This is a genomic window from Bradyrhizobium sp. I1.14.4 (assembly GCF_050435825.1).
Classification (GTDB): Bacteria; Pseudomonadota; Alphaproteobacteria; order Rhizobiales; family Xanthobacteraceae; genus Bradyrhizobium.
Map to the genome: position 1 here is coordinate 39326 of NZ_JBNDLA010000035.1, position 21271 is coordinate 60596.

At 63.3% G+C, this 21271-nt stretch carries 15 protein-coding genes; 1 reads left to right on the forward strand and 14 read right to left on the reverse strand.

What is annotated here, in order from left to right:
* Positions 1 to 4: 4 nt before the first annotated feature.
* Together rpsG and rpsL are read right to left on the reverse strand one after the other, a co-directional pair.
* The gene (rpsG, locus tag ABIB78_RS35695) at positions 5 to 475 is read right to left on the reverse strand and encodes a 30S ribosomal protein S7 (RefSeq protein ID WP_021081660.1); all 471 of its coding nucleotides are present in this window, start codon (positions 473 to 475) and stop codon (positions 5 to 7) included.
* 15 nt (positions 476 to 490) lie between these two features.
* The gene (gene rpsL / locus ABIB78_RS35700; protein ID WP_028168167.1) at positions 491 to 862 is read right to left on the reverse strand and encodes a 30S ribosomal protein S12; all 372 of its coding nucleotides are present in this window, start codon (positions 860 to 862) and stop codon (positions 491 to 493) included.
* A 688-nt stretch (positions 863 to 1550) separates the two neighbouring features.
* Between rpsL and ABIB78_RS35705 the strand changes: the two genes are divergently transcribed.
* A complete protein-coding gene (locus tag ABIB78_RS35705; protein WP_429033516.1) occupies positions 1551 to 2762 on the forward strand; it encodes an FAD-dependent oxidoreductase in 1212 nt (403 codons plus the stop codon).
* Positions 2763 to 2817: 55 nt separating this feature from the next.
* Here ABIB78_RS35705 and ABIB78_RS35710 read toward each other — a convergent pair whose 3' ends face one another.
* The 12 genes from ABIB78_RS35710 to ABIB78_RS35765 all read right to left on the reverse strand — a co-directional run.
* Positions 2818 to 4857: an ABC transporter ATP-binding protein gene (locus tag ABIB78_RS35710; protein ID WP_429033519.1), complete on the reverse strand. Its 2040-nt coding sequence runs from the start codon at positions 4855 to 4857 to the stop codon at positions 2818 to 2820.
* A gap of 230 nt (positions 4858 to 5087) precedes the next feature.
* Entirely contained in the window at positions 5088 to 7148 is a 2061-nt protein-coding gene (locus tag ABIB78_RS35715; protein ID WP_429033521.1) for an FAD-dependent oxidoreductase, read from the reverse strand.
* A gap of 177 nt (positions 7149 to 7325) precedes the next feature.
* Positions 7326 to 11528, reverse strand: a complete 4203-nt coding sequence (gene rpoC, locus ABIB78_RS35720; protein WP_429033523.1) for a DNA-directed RNA polymerase subunit beta' — start codon at positions 11526 to 11528, stop codon at positions 7326 to 7328.
* Between the two features lie 127 nt (positions 11529 to 11655).
* The gene (gene rpoB, locus ABIB78_RS35725) at positions 11656 to 15774 is read right to left on the reverse strand and encodes a DNA-directed RNA polymerase subunit beta (protein ID WP_429033526.1); all 4119 of its coding nucleotides are present in this window, start codon (positions 15772 to 15774) and stop codon (positions 11656 to 11658) included.
* Positions 15775 to 16215: 441 nt separating this feature from the next.
* The gene (gene rplL / locus ABIB78_RS35730) at positions 16216 to 16593 is read right to left on the reverse strand and encodes a 50S ribosomal protein L7/L12 (protein ID WP_050420389.1); all 378 of its coding nucleotides are present in this window, start codon (positions 16591 to 16593) and stop codon (positions 16216 to 16218) included.
* 54 nt (positions 16594 to 16647) lie between these two features.
* The gene (rplJ, locus tag ABIB78_RS35735; protein ID WP_429033561.1) at positions 16648 to 17166 is read right to left on the reverse strand and encodes a 50S ribosomal protein L10; all 519 of its coding nucleotides are present in this window, start codon (positions 17164 to 17166) and stop codon (positions 16648 to 16650) included.
* A gap of 589 nt (positions 17167 to 17755) precedes the next feature.
* Positions 17756 to 18709 (reverse strand): 2-hydroxyacid dehydrogenase, encoded by a 954-nt coding sequence (locus ABIB78_RS35740; RefSeq protein ID WP_429033529.1) that lies wholly within the window; start codon positions 18707 to 18709, stop codon positions 17756 to 17758.
* Between the two features lie 95 nt (positions 18710 to 18804).
* On the reverse strand, positions 18805 to 19497 hold the full coding sequence (rplA, locus tag ABIB78_RS35745) for a 50S ribosomal protein L1 (RefSeq protein WP_429033532.1): 693 nt from the start codon (positions 19495 to 19497) through the stop codon (positions 18805 to 18807).
* Complete coding sequence (gene rplK / locus ABIB78_RS35750; RefSeq protein ID WP_429033535.1) at positions 19494 to 19931, reverse strand: 50S ribosomal protein L11; 438 nt, start codon at positions 19929 to 19931, stop codon at positions 19494 to 19496. The genes rplA and rplK overlap by 4 nt, the downstream gene beginning before the upstream one ends.
* Positions 19932 to 20061: 130 nt before the next feature.
* The gene (nusG, locus tag ABIB78_RS35755; RefSeq protein ID WP_429033537.1) at positions 20062 to 20595 is read right to left on the reverse strand and encodes a transcription termination/antitermination protein NusG; all 534 of its coding nucleotides are present in this window, start codon (positions 20593 to 20595) and stop codon (positions 20062 to 20064) included.
* Positions 20596 to 20615: 20 nt separating this feature from the next.
* Positions 20616 to 20807, reverse strand: a complete 192-nt coding sequence (gene secE, locus ABIB78_RS35760) for a preprotein translocase subunit SecE (protein WP_028335448.1) — start codon at positions 20805 to 20807, stop codon at positions 20616 to 20618.
* Between the two features lie 261 nt (positions 20808 to 21068).
* On the reverse strand, positions 21069 to 21271 hold a 203-nt coding region (locus ABIB78_RS35765), incomplete at its 5' end, for a hypothetical protein (RefSeq protein ID WP_429033541.1).

Sequence of the window (21271 nt, forward strand, 5' to 3'; positions counted from 1 at the left end):
CGCCTTACCAGCGATAGTGCGAGAAGGCGCGGTTGGCTTCCGCCATCCGGTGCACGTCTTCACGCTTCTTCACGGCGTTGCCGCGATTGTTCGAGGCGTCGAGCAGCTCCGCCGAGAGGCGCTCCGTCATGGTCTTCTCGTTGCGCTCACGGGCGGCCGAGATCAGCCAGCGGATGCCGAGCGCCTGACGGCGCACCGAGCGGACTTCCACCGGGACCTGGTAGGTCGCGCCGCCGACGCGGCGGGACCGGACCTCGATGGTCGGCATCACGTTCTCGAGCGCCTGCTCGAACACGCCGAGCGGGGGCTGCTTGGTCTTGGCCTCGATCATGCCGAGCGCACCGTAGACGATGTTTTCGGCGACCGACTTCTTCCCGGCGTACATCACCGAGTTCATGAACTTCGTAATGATGATGTTCCCGAACTTGGGATCCGGAAGAACTTCACGCTTCTCAGCAGAATGGCGACGCGACATCTGATCGTTTCCCGCTTACTTCGGACGCTTCGCGCCGTACTTCGAACGACGCTGCTTACGGTTCTTGACGCCCTGGGTATCCAGCACGCCGCGGAGGATGTGGTAGCGCACGCCGGGCAAGTCCTTGACACGACCGCCGCGGATCATGACCACCGAGTGCTCCTGCAGGTTATGGCCCTCACCCGGGATGTAGCCGATCACCTCGAACCCGTTGGTCAGGCGCACCTTGGCGACCTTACGAAGCGCCGAGTTCGGCTTCTTCGGGGTCGTGGTGTAGACGCGCGTGCAAACGCCGCGCTTCTGCGGCGACTGCTGCAGCGCCGGCACCTTCTTGCGCGACTTCTGCACTTCACGTGGTTTTGCGATCAGCTGGTTGATCGTCGGCATGCAGCCTTCACCCTTTAGTTCGCGCGAAAACCTTAACTGGCTCCGCAAATTTCTTCTCAGGACTAGCCGTCCCGTACGGCCCGCTCGACGCGGAACAAGCACCCGCGCAAAGCGAAATCGCGCCAACCACTCATCGCTGAGCGGAAAGCGCATCGACGCCACAGAGGACCGCGATCCCGAACCGTTCAGCGTTCGCTGTTCGGTCCGCCACCGAGGTCATGCATCCGAATTCACTCTCAAGAGGACGTGCTCAAGAGAACTAAAATCGTCCTGGCATTGCCTAGCTATCATCGACAGCGTTTGAGCGGCATTCGTCGAGGTTGGTGCCCGTCCGGCGCCAAAAAGGGCCTTTGGGTGTTCCGTTCCGACGCTGGCGTAGCTCACCGCCTGTCGTTAAGTGGCCGGGTTGTATAAGCGAGAGATTGTGAAGTCAAGCAAAACGACAGCCAAAGAAACGCCTCTGGCGCTTGCAGATTTCGCATTTCGCCGGCGCTCCACGCGCGACGAAACATGACGGTCGCCGCACCCTACCTCGCTCGGCCGAGTCGGCGGCGCACCGAATTATACCCGGATATAATAAGGCTGGAAACAACTCTCCACAACTTAGTCCTGAAGGCAAACTTCGAAACTAAGCCTTTATTTGCCATTCGCAGCGCAAAAATCGGGGTCGACGGCCACGGAAACCCTCATGCGCTACACCGACATCGCGATCATCGGCGGAGGTCTTGCGGGCTCGACCGCAGCGGCCATGCTCGGCCGTGCCGGGATTCCGACCCTCCTGATCGACCCCCACCAAGTGTATCCGTTCGACTTCCGCGTCGAAAAGATCGGCGGTGACCTCCAGCTTGAGCGATTCGTCAGGACCGGCGTTGCCGAATCCGTGCTCCGTTCGGCGACGCTGGACGGCGAGAACTGGATCGCGCGATTCGGCCGTCTGCTCGACCGGCAGCCGAGCCGGCAATACGGCATCATGTACGACGCGCTGATCGCAGCGATTCGAAACGAAATCGCGGGACCGGCGGAATTCATCTGCGACAAGGCAGTCAATGTCGCGACCAGCTCCGAACGGCAGCGGCTCGTGCTTTCAAGCGGCGAGGAGATCTCGGCGCGCCTCGTGGTGCTCGCCAACGGCCTGAACGTCGGGCTGCGCCGGATGCTCGGCATCGAGCGGCTGGTCACGAGCTTTTGCCACTCGATCTCGATCGGTTTCGATTTCGTTCCGGTGGGCCGCCCCGCCTTCCCGTTCGCGGCCATGACCTATTTCTCGGAGCGGCCGAGCGACCGCATCCCCTACATCACCCTATTTCCGGTCGGGAACCGGATGCGCGCCAACCTCTTCACCTATCGCCAGGCCGACGATCCCTGGCTGCGGGCAATGCGCCGCAATCCGGTCGAGACGCTGAGCGCCGCGCTGCCGCGACTGCGCCGGCTCACCGGCGAGTTCGACGTCGCCGGCGACGTCAAGATCAGGCCCGCGGACGTCTATGTCAGCACTGGGCATCGGCAGGCCGGCGTCGTGCTGGTCGGAGATGCCTTCGCCAGCACCTGCCCTGTCACCGGTACCGGGACCGACAAGGTATTCACCGACGTGGCTCAGCTCTGCAACGTCCACATCCCGGCTTGGCTTTCGACCGACGGCATGGGCGAGGAGAAGATCACCGCGTTCTACGACGATCCGGTCAAGGCGGAATGCGACGCCTGGTCGAACGCCAAGGCATTCAACTTCCGTGAAGTCTCGATCGGCAGCGGGCCTTACTGGCAAGCCCAGCGCTGGGCGCGCTTTCTCGGCTATCTCGGGCGGGGCTGGCTGCGCCGCCTGCACAGCTCGCCGGCGGCATCGTCAGCGGCACGGCCGGCCAGTCGCTTCCGGCAGCGTCCGCACGCCGCAGACAGGGCGTAAAGGCCAGATCCGCCGAAGCTCGCGGCCGGCCGTCACCCACGACGTGGCGCGGGCCTCACGCCTCTTCATCCTCGTCTTCGTCCTCATCTTCATCATCGTCCGCGTCGTCGTCATCCTCGTCGTCCGCGTCGTGATGCACATGTCCCTGGTCGTCCCACAACTTGCGGTAGACGCCATTCTGGGCCAGCAGCTCCTCGTGCGAGCCGCGTTCGATCGCCCTGCCGCCGGAGATCACGATGATCTCGTCCATCTCCACCACCGAGGTCAGGCGATGCGTCGACCAGATCATGGTGCGGCCCTCGGCGACCTTGAGCAGCGTGCGGTTGATCGCAGCCTCCGTGGTCTGGTCGAGCGCCGAGGTCGCCTCGTCGAGCAGCAGCACGGACGGATTGCGGATGATCGCGCGCGCGATCGCGATGCGCTGGCGCTGCCCGCCGGACAGCGTATCGCCGCGCTCGCCGACCGGCGTGTCGTATCGCTGCGGCAGGCTCATGATGTAGCGATGGATTTCGGCCTTCCTGGCGGCGTCCTCGACCTCCGCGTCGGTCGCGCCTTCCTTGCCGAGCCGGATGTTCTCGCGGATCGACATGTTGAACAGCATGTTCTCCTGGAACACGACCGCCATGTTCGCCCGCAGCGACTCGCGCGTCACCCGGCGGATGTCGACGCCGTCGATCGCGACGCGGCCCTCGTCCGGCACGTAGAGCCGCAGGATCAGGTTGATCAGCGTGCTCTTGCCGGATCCGCTGGGGCCGACGATCGCAATGCTCTTGCCGGCATTGAGCTTGAGGCTGAGATTGTCGAGCACCGGCGTCTGCGCCCCCTCATACTGGAAGGTGACGCGGTCGAACGAGATGTCGTTGGTGATGCGCGGCAGATCCGGCGCCCCCGGACGGTCGGCGCCGCGGGTCGGCTCGTCGAGCAGTTCCTGGATGTGCCGCACCGCCGCCGCCGACGAGATCGACACCGGAATGAAATGCATGAGATGGGCGATGTTGTAGGACACCTCCCAGAATGCGCTCTCGAAGGTCACGAAGGTGCCGACCGTGATCTGTCCCTTGGTCGCGAGGTAGGCGCCGATCGCCAGCACCACGAGGTGGAGCAGCAGCACCGCGATGGTGACGGTGCGCTCCACCATGGTCGACAGGAACATCGCTGAGGCGGCCTTGGCGCGGACGTCGCGGTTCCGCAGCGTGAACCAGCCGAGCGCCCGGCGCTGCAGGTTGAACGCCTTCACAACGGCCTGCGCGGCGACGTTCTCCTGCACCATTCCGAGCAGCGCGGCTTCGTTCTGCTTCTGCTCGTAATTGGCCTGCACCGCCTTCGGCGTCAGGATGCGCGGCCCGATCAGCGTAATCGGAAACACCAGCAGGGCGACCACGGCAAGCTGCCAGTTCAGGAACAGCATCAGGATGATGCCGGCGACCAATTCGAGGCCCGGCAGCGCCGCGCTGTTGGCGAAGGTCTTGACCGAGCCCTCGAAGGCCGCGAGATCGATCGAGAAGCGCGACAGGATCTCGCCGCGCTTGGTGCGCGCGAAATAGGCCGAGGGCAGGTTCTGGACGTGATCGAAGATTCGCGTCCGGACGTCGGCGATGATGCCGGCGGCCAGCCGTGCATCCCAGCGCTCGTACCAGACCGCGATGATCGAGGTGACGATGCCGGCGACCGCCAGCACGCCGAGGATCTTGTAGAGCGCCTGGAAATCCTCCTCGCCGAGCGCGTCGTCGATCAGGAATTTCAGGCTGAGCGGCATGATGACGTTGAACAACGTCTCGACCAGCACGCCGATGGCGACACAGGCGAGCGGCCCCTTGTAATTCGCCAGGATCGGCCTGACGAAGCCAAAGATCGTGGAGAGCGCGCCGGCGGCTTCCTTGGCGGTGAAGACGACGAGGTCCTCGTCATCATCATCGTCATCGAGCTCGAACTCGTCGTCCTCGTCTTCTTCCTCGTCATCAGGCGGCGCCGCGGCGGGCTTCGCGGAGGCGGTTGCCGCAGGCGGATCGGCCGCGGCGGCTGGCTTCTTCTTCAGCTCGGGATCTTCGGCCGCCGATCGATTCGGATCGTCTGATGCAGGAGGTCTTGGCGCCATGAAACCAACCGATGCTCCACGGCCGGCATGACCGCAAATCGAAACCGCAGCGGCGAACGCTGCGGCGGCGATCCTATGCGATCACGATGAATTCGGCAAAGCGTTTGGAACGGCCGGCGCGCGCCACACGTTCCGGTCGATTCGGGATCACCGCACTGTTGCCGTTTGACAATTGGTTGACGCAAGGCCGATCGCCCTGCGCCAGGTGCCGCCGGTCGCTTCCGCTAGAGCTAGTCGTCGAGGTCGGATTCGACCTTGTCGAAGAAGGAATAGCGCAGGCTGTCGGAGTCGGCGTACCACTGCCCCGGCCCCTTGTTGGCGGCCAGCGTCAGCGTCCACAGCGCATCGGTGCAGTCGCGACGGTGCATCGACAGGTCGAAGCCGTTGCCGAAGAACAATTCCGACCACTCCCACCAGGTGCCGAGCTTCTTCACCCCGCGCAGCAGGTCGTAGCGATCGATCACCGCCGGCGCCATGTCCGAGGTCACCGACGCAAACACGACGCCGGTCTTGACCACGCGGTTGAGCTCGCGCACCCCGCGCACGACCTGCTTCTCGCCGAGATGGCACAGCGAGGTCTCGAACACGAAGTCGAACTCGTTGTCCTTGAACGGCATGTCGGCGATCGAGCCGAGCTTGTTGTACTTCTTGAGCGCCTTCGGCGTCTTGCCGTGGATGTAGCGGTTGTTCTCGATGCCCCAGGCATCGATGCCTCGCTCGCGCAGCGCGCCGACCAATTCGCCGCTCGCGGAGCCGGCGATCAGGAGCTTGTAGCCCTTCGCCCTGCCCCAGACCGTCTTGATCAGGTCCGTCATATAGGCCGGGTCGGTGAAGTTCTGCCAGACTTCGCCGTAGGGGCCGGCGCCGCGATAATTGTCGAAATAGTTGCGATCGATCTTGTCGGACAGCTCGCCGCTCTCCTGCTCGCGGGCGCGGCGCAACCGCATCATCTCGGTAACGACGATATCGGTCGCGGCGTCGGAGGAATCGAGCAGTCCGTTCAGCGTCGAATCGAACAGATAGTCGCCAACCACGACGATGCCGGGGTGATCCTTCGGCCCGGGACGGTGGTTGGTCATGACGTCGCGCACCGGCAGGCCGCCCGGCAGCGCGTTGACCGACGACAACCAGCGATGGATCTTGCCCTCGAGGAAATGCGCGCGCGCATCGCCGAGCGAGGCCGGCAGCGACTTCAGCGCGGCGTCGATCAGTTCCTCGTCGCTGAGATTCGCGAAGGCGAGCGCGTCGGAGCCCGCGATCAGCCAGTTCAGCACGCCGTGCTTGCCGACATCGTGGCGCGCGCCCTCATTATAGATGCAGCAGCCGCCGAACGATTCCGACATGAACCAGGCACCCGGGATCTTCTCGCCCCAGAACGGCTCGTCGAACAGGATCGAGACGCGCAGATAGTGCGCGGGACGATCGAAATAGGCGACGTGCTTGACCATCGACTTGCGCAGCGTCTCGCCGTCCCAGCGCATGGTCGCGAGCCAGGAGTGCGGCAGGCAGACCAGCACCAGATCGAAGTCGCGCGTCTCCGGCCCCTTGCCGTTCATCATGTTGAGCTGGTAGCGGCCGCTTTCGGTCTTGCCGACCTTGAGAACGCGATGGTTGAGCTGGATGTCGGCGTTGACTTCCGAGCGCAGGCAATCGACCAGCTGCTCGTTGCCGTTCTGGATCGAATACAGGCCGATATAGCCGTCGACATCCATCACATAGTTCTTCAGCGCGTTGAGGCCGTTGGTGTTGTGGCTCTCGGTCGCGAGGTCGGAGCGCGCCATCACCTTGAAGAACCGCTTGGCGGTCACGTCCTCGACTTCCTCGTCGAGGACCTGCTCGGCGGTCTTGTAGGCCCAGGGGTGCTCGTTGTCGTGGGCACCGACGCCCTCGTAGTATTCGATCGGCGACACCAGCTCGCTGCAGCGCTTGCGGAACGCCTCGATCGCGGCCGCGGTCTTCGCACCGTATTTGCGGCGCATGCCGGGGACGTCGGCGAGCAGCTCGCCATCGAGCTGCACCTGCTCGGCATCCATCGGGATCGTCTGCAGGCCGAAATGCTGGATCAGCTCGCGCAGCGGGTCCGGTCCCGTCATCGAGTAATCGTAGATCTCGGCGACACCGGCCTCATACATCGCAGGCGCCGTGTCGAATTTGCGCGTGACAATCTTGCCGCCGAGGCGGTTCGACGCCTCGAAGATGGTGACGCGACAGAGGTCGCCAAGTTTGCGCTTCAAATACCAGGCGCTCATCAGCCCCCCGGGGCCGCCGCCTACGATAGCCAAGTCAAGCATATGAATTCCGTCGTCTCCGGCAGCCAAACAGCCGGTCTAAGTCACCCTAGCAAAGGCACTTTTTTGCCTGAAGGAAAGATGAACAAACTGCGTCCCTGCACCGCAGCAGGGAAAGAAAGCAGCAAAAAGGCCGGCTAAACGCCGGCCTTTTCGTCGTTACCGTAGTCTTGCGGGTGCCTATTCCGCGGGCGGCAGCGCCAGCGGCTCCGCTTCCGGAGCCGTCGGCACGATCGCGGCCTGCTGCTTCTCGCGCTCGTCGAGGATCAGCTTGTCGCGCTTGACCGCGACTTCGCGGATCCGCGCCATCGAGGCACCGGTGCCGGCCGGGATCAGGCGGCCGACAATGACGTTCTCCTTGAGGCCTTCGAGCGGGTCCACCTTGCCGTTGACGGCAGCTTCGGTGAGCACGCGCGTGGTCTCCTGGAACGACGCCGCCGAGAAGAAGGAGCGGGTCTGCAAGCTCGCCTTGGTGATGCCGAGCAGAACCGGCGTACCCGTGGCGGGCTTCTTGCCCTCTTCCTTGGCCTTGGTGTTGAGCGCGTCGAACTCGATCTTGTCGACCTGCTCGCCCGAGATCATGTCGGTGTCGCCCTGATCGGTGACTTCCACCTTCTGCAGCATCTGCCGGACAATCACCTCGATGTGCTTGTCGTTGATGAGCACGCCCTGCAACCGGTAGACCTCCTGGATTTCGTTGACCAGATAGGCAGCGAGCTCCTCGATGCCCTTGATCGCCAGGATGTCGTGCGGCGCCGGATTGCCTTCGACGATGAAATCGCCCTTTTCGACGATGTCGCCGTCCTGAAGGTGGATGTGCTTGCCCTTCGGGATCAGGTACTCGCGCGGCTCCTCGGTCTTATCCATCGGCTCGATAGAGATGCGGCGCTTGTTCTTGTAGTCGCGGCCGAAGCGGATCGTTCCCGCGGTCTCCGCGATGATCGCCGCATCCTTCGGCTTGCGAGCCTCGAACAGTTCCGCCACCCGCGGCAGACCGCCGGTGATGTCACGCGTCTTGGCGCTCTCGGTCGAGATACGCGCCAGGATGTCGCCGTGCATCACCTTCGCGCCGATGTCGACCGACAGAATGGCGTCGACCGACAGCATGTAGCGGGCATCGCCGCCACGCGCGAGCTTCATCACCTTGCCGTCCTTGCCCTTGACCACGATGGCCGGACGGAGGTCCGAACCGCCGCGCGTCGTGCGCCAGTCGATGACCACGCGCTTGGCGATACCGGTGGACTCGTCGAGCGTTTCCGAGATCGACTGACCTTCGACCAGATCCTCGAAACCGATCGTGCCCTCGACTTCGCTCAGCACCGGGCGGGTATAGGGATCCCACTCCGCGATGCGCTGGCCGCGCTTGACCATGTCGCCTTCGTCGACGTGCATCTTCGAACCGTACTGAATACGGTGGGTTGCACGCTCGGTGCCGTCGGCATCGACGATCGCAACGACCATGTTGCGCACCATCGCGACCAGATTGCCCTCGCTGTTGCGGGCGATCGCCTTGTTCCTGATCACGATCTTGCCGTCGAAGTTCGATTCGACGAACGACTGCTCGTTGAGCTGGGCGGCGCCGCCGATGTGGAACGTGCGCATCGTCAGCTGCGTACCGGGCTCACCGATCGACTGCGCCGCGATGACGCCGACGGCCTCACCGTGGTTGACCGGGGTGCCGCGAGCCAGATCGCGGCCGTAGCACTTGGCGCAGATGCCGTTGATCAGCTCGCAGGTCAGTGCCGAGCGGATCTTCACTTCCTGGATGCCGGCCTGATGGATCGCGTCGACATGGGTCTCCTCCATCAACGTGTCGCGCTTGACGACAATCTCGTTGGTGGCGGGATCGCGCACGTCATCGCAGGCCGTACGGCCCAGAATGCGCGAGCCGAGCGAGGCAACGACCGTGCCCGCATCGACGATCGCGCGCATCTTGATGCCGAGCTTGGTGCCGCAGTCGGTCTGCGTGATGATGCAGTCCTGCGCGACGTCGACCAGACGGCGCGTCAGGTAGCCGGAGTTCGCGGTCTTCAACGCGGTGTCCGCGAGGCCCTTGCGGGCGCCGTGGGTCGAGTTGAAGTACTCAAGCACCGACAGACCTTCCTTGAAGTTGGAAATGATCGGCGTCTCGATGATCTCGCCCGACGGCTTGGCCATCAGGCCGCGCATGCCGGCGAGCTGACGCATCTGGGCCGGCGAACCACGCGCACCGGAGTGCGCCATCATGTAGATGGAGTTCACTTCGGCTTCCGCTCCGCTCGCCGTCTTCTTGACGGAGGAGATCTCCTTCATCATCGCCTTGGCGACTTCTTCACCGGCCTTCGACCAAGCGTCGACGACCTTGTTGTACTTCTCGCCGTGGGTGATCAGGCCGTCATTGTACTGCTGCTCGAAATCCTTCGCCAGCGTACGGGTCTGGTCCACGATCTTCCACTTCGACGCCGGCACGACCATGTCGTCCTTGCCGAACGAGATGCCCGCCTTGAAGGCGTTGTAGAAGCCGAGCGCCATGATGCGGTCGCAGAAGATCACCGTCTCCTTCTGACCGCAGTGACGGTAGACCTGGTCGATCACGCCGGAGATCTCGCGCTTGGTCATCAGCTTGTTGATGATATCGTACGAGATCTTGGTGCTCTTCGGCAGCAGGTTACCGAGCATGACGCGGCCCGCGGTGGTTTCGATCCAGCGCTTGGACAGCTTGCCTTCCTCGTCGAGGCCTTCCCACCGGTACTTGATCTTGGTGTGGAGGTGGATGACCTTCGAATGCAGGGCGTGCTCGAGCTCGGCCATGTCGCCGAAGATCTTGCCCTCGCCGGGCAGCCCTTCGCGCATGATCGACACGTAGTAGAGGCCGAGCACGATGTCCTGCGACGGCACGATGATCGGCTGGCCGTTCGCGGGATGCAGGATGTTGTTGGTCGACATCATCAGGACGCGCGCTTCCAGCTGCGCTTCGAGCGACAGCGGAACGTGCACGGCCATCTGGTCGCCGTCGAAGTCGGCGTTGAAGGCGGCGCAGACCAGCGGATGCAGCTGGATCGCCTTGCCTTCGATCAGCACCGGCTCGAACGCCTGGATGCCCAGGCGATGCAGCGTCGGCGCGCGGTTGAGCAGCACCGGATGCTCGCGGATCACCTCATCGAGGATATCCCAGACCTCCGGACGCTCCTTCTCGACCAGCTTCTTGGCCTGCTTCACCGTGGTGGACAGGCCCTTGGCGTCGAGCCGCGAGTAGATGAACGGCTTGAACAGCTCGAGCGCCATCTTCTTCGGCAAGCCGCACTGATGCAGGCGCAGCTCCGGACCGACCACGATCACCGAACGGCCCGAATAGTCGACGCGCTTGCCGAGCAGGTTCTGACGGAACCGGCCCTGCTTGCCCTTCAGCATGTCGGCGAGCGACTTCAGCGGACGCTTGTTGGCTCCGGTGATGACGCGGCCGCGGCGGCCGTTGTCGAACAGCGCGTCGACGGCCTCCTGCAACATGCGCTTTTCGTTGCGGATGATGATGTCAGGCGCACGCAGCTCCATCAGCCGCTTCAAGCGGTTGTTGCGGTTGATGACGCGGCGATACAGGTCGTTGAGGTCCGAGGTCGCGAACCGGCCGCCGTCGAGCGGCACCAGCGGACGCAGGTCCGGCGGAATTACCGGCACGACCGTCATGATCATCCATTCCGGCTTGTTGCCGGAAACGCGGAAGGCCTCGACGATCTTCAGCCGCTTGGCGAGCTTCTTGTGCTTGATGTCGGAGTCGGTCTCCGCCATGTCGGCACGCAGCGTCGCCTCGAGCTTCTCGAGCTCGAGCCCCTTGAGCAGCTCGCGGATCGCCTCCGCGCCGATCATGGCGGTGAAGGAATCCTGGCCGTACTCGTCCTGCGCCTTCAGATACTCGTCTTCCGACAGCAGCTGACGGTCCTTCAGCGCGGTGAGACCCGGCTCGAGCACGACGTAGTATTCGAAGTACAGGATCCGCTCGAGATCCTTCAGCGTCATGTCGAGCAGAAGGCCGATGCGCGACGGCAGCGACTTCAGGAACCAGATGTGGGCGACCGGCGCGGCCAGCTCGATATGGCCCATGCGCTCGCGCCGGACGCGCGACAGCGTCACCTCGACCGAGCACTTCTCGCAGATGATCCCCTTGTACTTCATCCGCTTGTACTTGCCGCACAAGCACTCGTAGTCCTTGATCGGCCCGAAGATGCGCGCGCAGAACAGGCCGTCACGCTCCGGCTTGAACGTGCGGTAGTTGATGGTCTCCGGCTTCTTGATCTCGCCATACGACCAGGACAGAATCTTCTCCGGAGACGCGATCGAAATCCGGATCTGGTCGAAGACCTGGGCCGGCGTCGTCGGATTGAAAAGATTCATAATCTCTTGATTCATGGTCTTCTCCTCGCGTGCCGATCGTCACCGGCAGCAAATTCGAAACTTTTATTCAGAGCGCGCTCCTCTCAACGTCCGAGCGGAGTGCGAAGGCCCGGCGCGTTCCGCGCCGGGCATGATCGCAGCGTTACTCGGCCGCTTCCGACGTCGACGCCGGTCCCACCTTGGAATTGTGCAGGTCGACGTTGAGGCCGAGCGAGCGCATTTCCTTGACCAGCACATTGAACGATTCCGGAATACCGGCCTCGAAGGTGTCGTCGCCGCGCACGATCGCCTCGTACACCTTGGTACGGCCGGCGACGTCGTCCGACTTCACGGTCAGCATCTCCTGCAGCGTGTAGGCGGCGCCGTAGGCTTCCAGCGCCCAGACCTCCATTTCGCCGAAGCGCTGGCCGCCGAACTGCGCCTTGCCGCCCAGCGGCTGCTGGGTGACGAGCGAGTATGGACCGATCGAACGCGCGTGGATCTTGTCGTCCACGAGGTGGTGCAGCTTGAGCATATAGATGTAGCCCATCGTCACCTTGCGATCGAACTGATCGCCGGTGCGGCCGTCATAGACGGTCGACTGGCCGGAGGCGTCGAAGCCGGCAAGCTTCAGCATCTCCTCGATGTCGGCCTCCTTGGCGCCGTCGAACACCGGGGTGGCGATCGGCACGCCGTGGCTCAGATTGCGGCCGAGCTCGACCAGCTCGCTGTCGTTCAGCGACTTGATGGTTTCGTCCTCGCCATAGATCTTCTTCAGGGTCTCGCGCAGCGGCTTGAGATCCTGCTTCTGATAGTAGGCGTCGATGGTCTGGCCAATGCGCTTGCCGAGGCCGGCGCACGCCCAACCGAGATGCGTCTCAAGGATCTGACCGACGTTCATGCGCGAGGGCACACCGAGCGGATTGAGCACGATGTCGGCATGCGTACCATCCTCGAGGAACGGCATGTCCTCGATCGGCACGATCTTCGACACCACACCCTTGTTGCCGTGACGGCCGGCCATCTTGTCGCCGGGCTGGATCTTGCGCTTCACCGCGACGAAGACCTTGACCATCTTCATCACGCCGGGCGGCAGCTCGTCGCCACGCTGCAGCTTCTCGACCTTGTCGAGGAAGCGCTGCTCGAGGCCCTTCTTCGACTCGTCGTACTGCTTCCGCATGGCCTCGATCTCGGCCATCAGCTTGTCGTTCGGCGAGGCGAACAGCCACCACTGCGACTTCGGATACTCGTCGAGCACCGCACGGGTGATCTTGGTATCCTTCTTGAAGCCCTTCGGGCCGGCGATGCCCTGGCGGTTCTCCAGCAGCTCGGCGAGGCGGTTGTAGACGTTGCGGTCCAGGATCGCCTGCTCGTCGTCGCGGTCCTTGGCCAGACGCTCGATCTCCTCGCGCTCGATCGCCAGCGCACGCTCGTCCTTGTCGACGCCGTGGCGGTTGAACACGCGGACTTCCACGATGGTGCCCTGCACACCGGGAGGCACGCGCAGCGAGGTGTCGCGGACGTCGGAGGCCTTCTCGCCGAAGATGGCGCGGAGCAGCTTCTCTTCCGGCGTCATCGGGCTCTCGCCCTTCGGCGTGATCTTGCCGACCAGGATGTCGCCGGCGCGGACTTCCGCACCGATGTAGACGATACCGGCTTCGTCGAGGTTCTTCAGCGCTTCTTCCGAAACGTTCGGAATGTCGCGGGTGATTTCCTCAGGACCGAGCTTGGTGTCGCGGGCCATCACCTCGAATTCCTCGATGTGGATCGAGGTGAATACGTCATCCTTCACGATCCGCTCGGAGAGCAGGATCGAGTCTTCGAAGTTGTAGCCGTTCCACGGCATGAACGCGACCAGCACGTTGCGGCCGAGCGCGAGCTCGCCGAGATCGGTCGACGGACCGTCAGCGATGATGTCGCCCTTCTTGACGATGTCGCCGACCTTCACCAGCGGACGCTGGTTGATGCAGGTCGACTGGTTGGAGCGCTGGTACTTCATCAGCCGGTAGATATCGACGCCCGACTTGGTCGGATCGAGATCTTCGGTGGCGCGGATCACGACGCGGGTGGCGTCGATCTGGTCGATCACGCCCGAGCGGCGCGCGGCAATCGCCGCGCCCGAGTCACGGGCGACCACGCCTTCCATGCCGGTGCCGACGAACGGCGCCTCGGCGCGAACCAGCGGCACCGCCTGGCGCTGCATGTTCGAGCCCATCAGCGCGCGGTTGGCGTCGTCGTTCTCGAGGAACGGGATCAGCGCCGCGGCGACCGAAACCAGCTGCTTCGGCGACACGTCCATGTAGTCGACCTTGTCCGGCGTCACCGGCAGCACCTCGCCGGCGTGACGGCAGACCACGAGGTCGTCGGTGAAGCGGCCCTTGGCATCGAGCGGCACGTTGGCCTGCGCGACGCGGTAGCGACCCTCTTCCATCGCCGACAGATAGACCACCTCGTCGGTGACGCGGCTGTCCTTGATCTTGCGATAGGGCGTCTCGACGAAGCCGTACTTGTTGACGCGCGCGAACGTCGCCAGCGAGTTGATCAGGCCGATGTTCGGGCCTTCCGGGGTTTCGATCGGGCAGATGCGGCCGTAATGCGTCGGATGCACGTCGCGGACTTCGAAGCCGGCACGCTCGCGGGTCAGACCGCCCGGGCCAAGCGCCGACAGGCGCCGCTTGTGGGTGATTTCCGACAGCGGGTTGGTCTGGTCCATGAACTGCGAGAGCTGCGAGGAACCGAAGAACTCGCGCACAGCGGCGGCCGCGGGCTTGGCGTTGATCAGGTCCTGCGGCATCACGGTGTCGATATCGACACTCGACATGCGCTCCTTGATCGCGCGCTCCATGCGGAGCAGGCCGATCCGGTACTGGTTCTCCATGAGCTCGCCGACCGAGCGCACCCGGCGGTTGCCGAGGTGGTCGATGTCGTCGATCTCGCCCTTGCCGTCGCGCAGGTCGACCAGCGTCTTGATCACCGCCAGGATGTCTTCCTTGCGCAGCGTGCGATGGGTGTCGGGCGCATCGAGCTCGAGGCGCATGTTCATCTTGACGCGACCGACCGCGGAAAGGTCGTAGCGCTCGGAATCGAAGAACAGCGACTGGAACATCGCCTGCGCCGAATCCAGCGTCGGCGGCTCGCCCGGACGCATCACGCGGTAGATGTCGAACAGCGCGTCCTCACGCGTCATGTTCTTGTCGGCCGACAGCGTGTTGCGGATGTAGGCGCCGACATTGACGTGGTCGATGTCGAGCAGCGGCAGGTCCTTGTAGCCCTGCTCGTTCAACACCTTGAGCGACTTCTCGGTGATCTCCTCGCCCGCCTCGGCGTAGATTTCACCGGTCTTCGGGTTGACGAGGTCCTCGGCGAGATAGTTGCCGACGAGCTCCTCGTCCGACATGCGCAGCGCCTTCAGGCCTTTTTCCTGCATCTGACGCGCGCTGCGCACGGTCAGCTTCTTGCCGGCCTCGAGCACCACCTTACCGGTGTCGGCGTCGATCAGGTCGTTGATGGTCGAGTAGCCGCGGAAGCGGTTGGCGTCGAACGGCACGCGCCATCCGTCCTTGGTCCGCTTGTAGGTGATCTTCTTGTAGAAAATCGACAGGATCTGCTCGCCATCGAGACCGAGCGCGTACATCAGCGAAGTCACGGGCAGCTTGCGGCGGCGGTCGATGCGCGCGAACACGATGTCCTTGGCGTCGAATTCGATGTCGAGCCAGGAACCGCGATACGGAATCACGCGCGCGGCAAACAACAGCTTGCCGGACGAGTGGGTCTTGCCCTTGTCGTGATCGAAGAACACGCCGGGCGAACGGTGCATCTGCGAGACGATGACGCGCTCGGTGCCGTTGACGACGAAGGTGCCGTTCATCGTCATGAGCGGGATGTCGCCCATGTAGACGTCCTGCTCCTTGATGTCCTTCACCGACTTGGCGCCGGTTTCCTCGTCGATATCGAACACGATCAGGCGCAGCGTCACCTTGAGCGGCGCAGCGAAGGTCATGCCGCGCTGGCGGCACTCGTCGACGTCATATTTCGGCTGCTCGAACTCGTAGCGGACGAATTCGAGCATCGAGGTGCCGGAGAAATCCGAGATCGGAAATACCGAGCGGAACACCGCCTGCAGGCCCTCGTCGAGGCGCCCGCCGACAGGCTCGTCAACCATCAGGAACTGGTCATAGGATGCCTTCTGAACCTCGATGAGGTTCGGCATCTCGGCGACTTCCTTGATGTGACCGAAAAACTTGCGTACGCGTTTGCGACCGGTGAATGTCTGCTGCGCCATCATGGCCTCTCATTTTCGTCGCCTTTGTGGGGCGAACCTTCCGGACGCGACTGCCATCGCCCCCGGGTTGAATTTCGGATCGCCCCGAAGGAACGAAACGCAAAGTCAGGAATTAAATCCCCGGCTCGGCCTCCGTCGCCTTCAAAACGCAAAGCGACGCGCGGGGCGCATCACTGCACCCGCCCGTCCAAACGTTCCGCTTTACGGACTGAAAAAGCCCGAAATCTGACTGTCTCCCAACGGCTTCCGCCGAGAGCCCTGCCGCCCCCGCCGCCTACCGTGTTTTTCCGCTGCCAACCCGATATGGGATGGCAATAAAGGAGATTCGAGGGTTAAGTCCACGGATCCCCACACTTTTTTGTGTCCGGCGCACTACGCGACAACCTGTCGCACGCCGTTTGCATGGCCCGGGAGCGCCCTGCGGCGCTCCCGGATCGCGCATTACTTGAGCTCAACCTTGGCGCCAGCCTTCTCGAGCTGGGCCTTGATCTTGTCGGCTTCGTCCTTGTTGACGCCTTCCTTGACTGGCTTCGGAGCGCCTTCGACGAGGTCCTTGGCTTCCTTCAGGCCCAGGCCGGTGATGGCGCGGACTTCCTTGATGACCTCGATCTTCTTGTCGCCGGCGGCAGCCAGCACGACGGTGAAGTCGGTCTTCTCTTCAGCCGGAGCAGCGGCAGCGCCACCGGCAGCCGGGCCGGCAACCGCGACGGCGGCAGCGGCGGACACGCCCCACTTTTCTTCGAGGAGCTTGGCGAGTTCGGCCGCTTCGAGCACGGTGAGGCTCGAGAGGTCGTCGACGATTTTCTGCAAGTCAGCCATTGATCTGTTTCCTTAAACGTTTGGTTCGAACCAGGTTTTGAGATTAGCGAAGGGTCAGGCCGCTTCGCTCTTTGAGGCATGAGCCTGAATGACGCGTGCGAGCTTGGCCGCAGGCGCATTCGAGAGCTGAGCGAGCTTGGTCGCCGGCGCCACGATGAGGCCCACGATCTTGCTGCGCAGTTCGTCGAGCGACGGCAGTGAGGCAAGCGCCTTCACGCTGTCGACATTCAGGACGGTTTTACCCATCGAGCCGCCAAGGATGACGAACTTTTCGTTCGCCTTGGCGAATTCGACGGCAACCTTTGGCGCCGCGACCGGATCGTTTGAAGTAGCGATCACAGTCGGCCCCTTCAGCAGGGAACCAATGGCAGCGACGTCAGTGCCTTCAAGAGCAATTTTGGCGAGACGGTTCTTCGAGACCTTCACCGACGCACCCGCCTGCTTCATCTGCATGCGCAGCTTCTGCATCTGGGCCACGGTGAGGCCGGAATAGTGAGCGACGATCGCAACGCTCGTGGCCTTGAAGGCCTCGTTGAGCTGTCCGACCGCCTCTTTTTTTGCCGCTCGTTCCACAGCAAGCTCTTTCCGGTTGGCGGCCTTATCCGCGAAGGCAGGACCGCCGGGTTGCACCCATCGTCCCACCCTAAACCTGATCCGCTGGGCGCAAGACCCTTCGGACATGCCGGGCAAGACGACATCTAGAAGCCTGCCCTCCCAGAGCCTTGCGGCCATGGACTGTCGAGGTTCGAACCAAACCAGCCTCCCCGCCGCGAACATGCCGCGACGTGGAGCGCAAAATCCGGTCTTCACCCGTCTATGCAGGCCATGCGATTAAGCCGTTGAAAACACGAAGTTCTCGCGGGCGCCTGCAGTCTTGGACAGGATCGAGGCACTTCAGCACGCTGAAGGCCCCTGCTCTCACTCCTTCAGAGGCGATGGGTCTCCTTCCTTTCGAGCATCCTTGCGGGCATGCGGAAAGGAATGATCTCCTATCATCTCAGGTTTTCGGAATGCGAGCACGAACGTGCCAGCAAGTGCCAGCACGCCCGGAAGGCGCTATGTAGCCGGTCCTGCCCGGCTTGCCAAGAGCAAATTTCAGACCAGTTCCGATCGGTTCCTGGGAACCTGGTTCCCGGTCCAGGTCACGGACTGGGTCGCTAACTCAGCCTTCTCTTACCTCATATGCCAAGGGTCGCCCCGCAAAGAAAGCCTCCAGATTGGCGAGCACGCAGTCCTGCATCGCCACGTGCGATTCCAGCGTATGGCCACCGAGATGCGGCGACAGCACCACGTTCGGCAGCGCCGTCAGCGCATCGGGCGCATGCGGCTCCCTGGCGAACACGTCCAGCCCGGCGCCGGCGATCGCTCCTTCCGTCAGCGCCGCGACCAGCGCCCTCTCGTCGATGACAGAGCCGCGCGAGATGTTGACGACGAACCCGTCGCTGCCGAGCCGTCGCAGGATGTCGGCGTTGATCACATGGGTGTTGTCGGCACCGGCGCGAACCGCGATCATCAGCACGCTGCACCAGTCGACCAGCGCCTCCAGGCTCGGCAGATATTGATACGGCAAGTCGTATCTGGTGCGGCTGAAATAGCCGACCTCGGTCTCGAAGGCAGCGACGCGGGCGGCGATCTTGCGGCCGATCTCGCCCATGCCGTAAACGCCGACCTTGCGGCCGCGCATCCCTGCCTGCGGCCGCATCATCGGCGACGGCCGCGCACCGGCCCAGTCGCCGCTGCGGACATAATTGTCGGCCACGTGCAGACGCCGCACCGACGCCAGCATCAAGGTCACCGCCATGTCCGCAACCGAGGCTGCGTTGGCACCCGGGCTGTGGCCGACCGCGATGCCGCGCTTGGCGGCGGCGGCGAGATCGACGCCGTCATAGCCGGTGCCGTAGCAGACGATCGCGCCGAGCTTCGGCAGCATGTCCATGGCATCGGCGCCGAGCGGCGTGCCGCCCGCGGTGATCATGGCGCGGATGTCGGCGAGCTCGGCCGCCGGGAACGCTTCGCCTACCCGCTTGCCTGCTGCGTTCAGAAGCTCATAGCGCTCGCCGAAACGGATCAGCTGGGCCTTGGGAAAGCGGGAATAGACCAGGACCTTATCGGGCATTGTTGTTGTTTCCTGCGAGAGGCTTCACCCACCAAAACAAAGGGCGGAACCGGTTGCCCGATCCCGCCCCTCTTATCTCGTCACGGCCAGAGACCTCAGCCGAGGATCGTGCCCGGCTCGACCTTCACGCCCGGGCCCATGGTGGAGGAAACCGCCACGCGCTGGATGTAAGTGCCCTTGGAGCCCGCCGGCTTCGCCTTGGAGACCGCATCGGCAAGCGCCTTGACGTTCTCAACCAGCTTGTCCTCGGAGAACGAGGCCTTGCCGATACCAGCCTGCACGATGCCGGCCTTCTCGACCCGGAACTCGACCGAGCCGCCTTTGGCGCCCTTCACGGCGTTGGTGACGTCCATGGTCACGGTGCCGATCTTCGGGTTCGGCATCATGCCGCGCGGACCGAGCACCTTACCAAGACGGCCGACCAGCGGCATCATGTCGGGAGTGGCGATGCAGCGGTCGAAATCGATCGTACCGCCCTGCACCTTCTCGACCAGGTCCTCGGCACCGACAACGTCGGCACCGGCGGCCTTGGCTTCCTCGGCCTTGGCGCCGCGCGCGAACACGCCGACGCGCAGCGTACGGCCGGTTCCATTCGGCAGGTTGACGACGCCGCGGACCATCTGGTCGGCGTGGCGCGGGTCGACGCCGAGATTGATTGCGATCTCGATCGTCTCGTCGAACTTCGACTTGGCGCGCTCCTTGACCATCTTGATGGCGTCAGCGAGCGGGTAAAGCTTCTCGCGATCGACACCCTCACGGGCCTTCTTCAAACGCTTTCCGATTGTCATGGCCCGTTACCCGCAACTTCCAGACCCATCGAACGGGCAGAGCCCTCGACCATCTTCATGGCCGATTCGACGGTGTCGCAATTCAAGTCCTTCATCTTCTTTTCGGCGATCTCGCGCACCTGCGCCTTGGTCACCTGGCCGGCCTTGTCACGGCCCGGCGCCTTCGAGCCGGACTGGATCTTGGCAGCCTGCTTGAGGAAGAAGGACATCGGAGGGGTCTTCATCTCGAAGGTGAACGAACGATCGGCATAGATCGTGATCACTACCGGGATTGGGGTATTCTTCTCTTCCTTCTGGGTCTGCGCGTTGAACGCCTTGCAGAACTCCATGATGTTCAGACCGCGCTGACCAAGCGCGGGACCGATCGGGGGCGAAGGATTCGCCGCACCGGCCGGGACCTGAAGCTTCAGGTATCCGGTCACTTTCTTTGCCATTTATCACTCCTGTTGTGCCGGACAGTGCCGGCGGTTTCAGGTTCCGTGGTTCGGTTGAAGGGGCTGGCGACCGCCTCCTCCCTCCCACGGCCTCTCGCTTGACGCGAGGCATATACCCCGCGCCGTCCGGTCAGATCACCTTTTCGACCTGACCGAATTCCAGTTCCACGGGCGTTGCGCGGCCGAAGATCGACACCGCGACCTTCACGCGCGAGCGCGCCTCGTCGATTTCTTCCACCACGCCGGAGAAAGAGGCGAACGGGCCGTCGGCGACGCGCACGTTCTCGCCGATTTCGAACGACACCGACGCCTTCGGACGCTCTACGCCCTCCTGCACCTGGTGCAGGATCCGCATGGCCTCCGATTCCGAGATCGGCATCGGCTTGTTTTCCGCGCCGAGAAAGCCGGTCACCTTCGGGGTGTTCTTGATCAGGTGGAACGCCTCGTCGGTCAGCTTCATCTTCACCAGGACGTAGCCCGGGAAGAACTTGCGCTCGGCGTCGATCTTGCGGCCGCGGCGCACCTCGGTGACCTTCTCGGTCGGCACCAGCACCTGCTCGAACAGTTCCTCCAGCCCGCGCTGCTTGGCCTGCTCACGGATCGATTCCGCGACCTTCTTCTCGAAGTTCGAATAGGCGTGAACGATGTACCAGCGCGTGTCCATCAATTGAGTTCCCATGCTCATCAGTGGATGCCCAGTATCAGGGTGATGAGATAGCGGATGATCTGATCCGCGGCGAAGAAGAAGACCGAGGCCAGCGCCACCATCACGAACACCATGATGGTGGTGATGGTCGTCTCGCGGCGCGTCGGCCAGGTGACCTTGGCGGTCTCCGAGCGCACTTCCTGCAGGAATTTGAACGGGCTGAAAGCCATCGTGAGATCCGCGTCCGTCTCCGGACGATTGCAACGTTTCAAGGAATCCGAACAGCCGACGTTGCGGACCCAGCCCTCGTTTGGAAGGTTGAGCCGATGAACGAGCTCGATTGTTCGGGGAATTAGGCCGCGCCGGATATCCGCCATCAAAGCGGGCCGGCTGCGAGTGCCGCGTATCTACTGCGAGACCGGCCAAAGGTCAAGGTCGGCGGGGTCGCGCCTTGCCCCGGCCGGGTTCGGGCCGAGCAGACATTGGCCTCCTTAGATCAAAGGCTTAGCCGGCAGGTCCGGGCCTATCCGAGGCTTCCAGCCGGTAATCAGCATCAAGAGGGCGCCCTGTCGGACGTGGCGATGCACCATCTCGCTCGATCTAGCAGTCTGCTGAAAAACCTTGAAATGGATAGTTTTCGTGTTCTCGCCGGTGGTTGTTGGATCGGCGCGGTGGAGTTGGATGTAATTTTTAG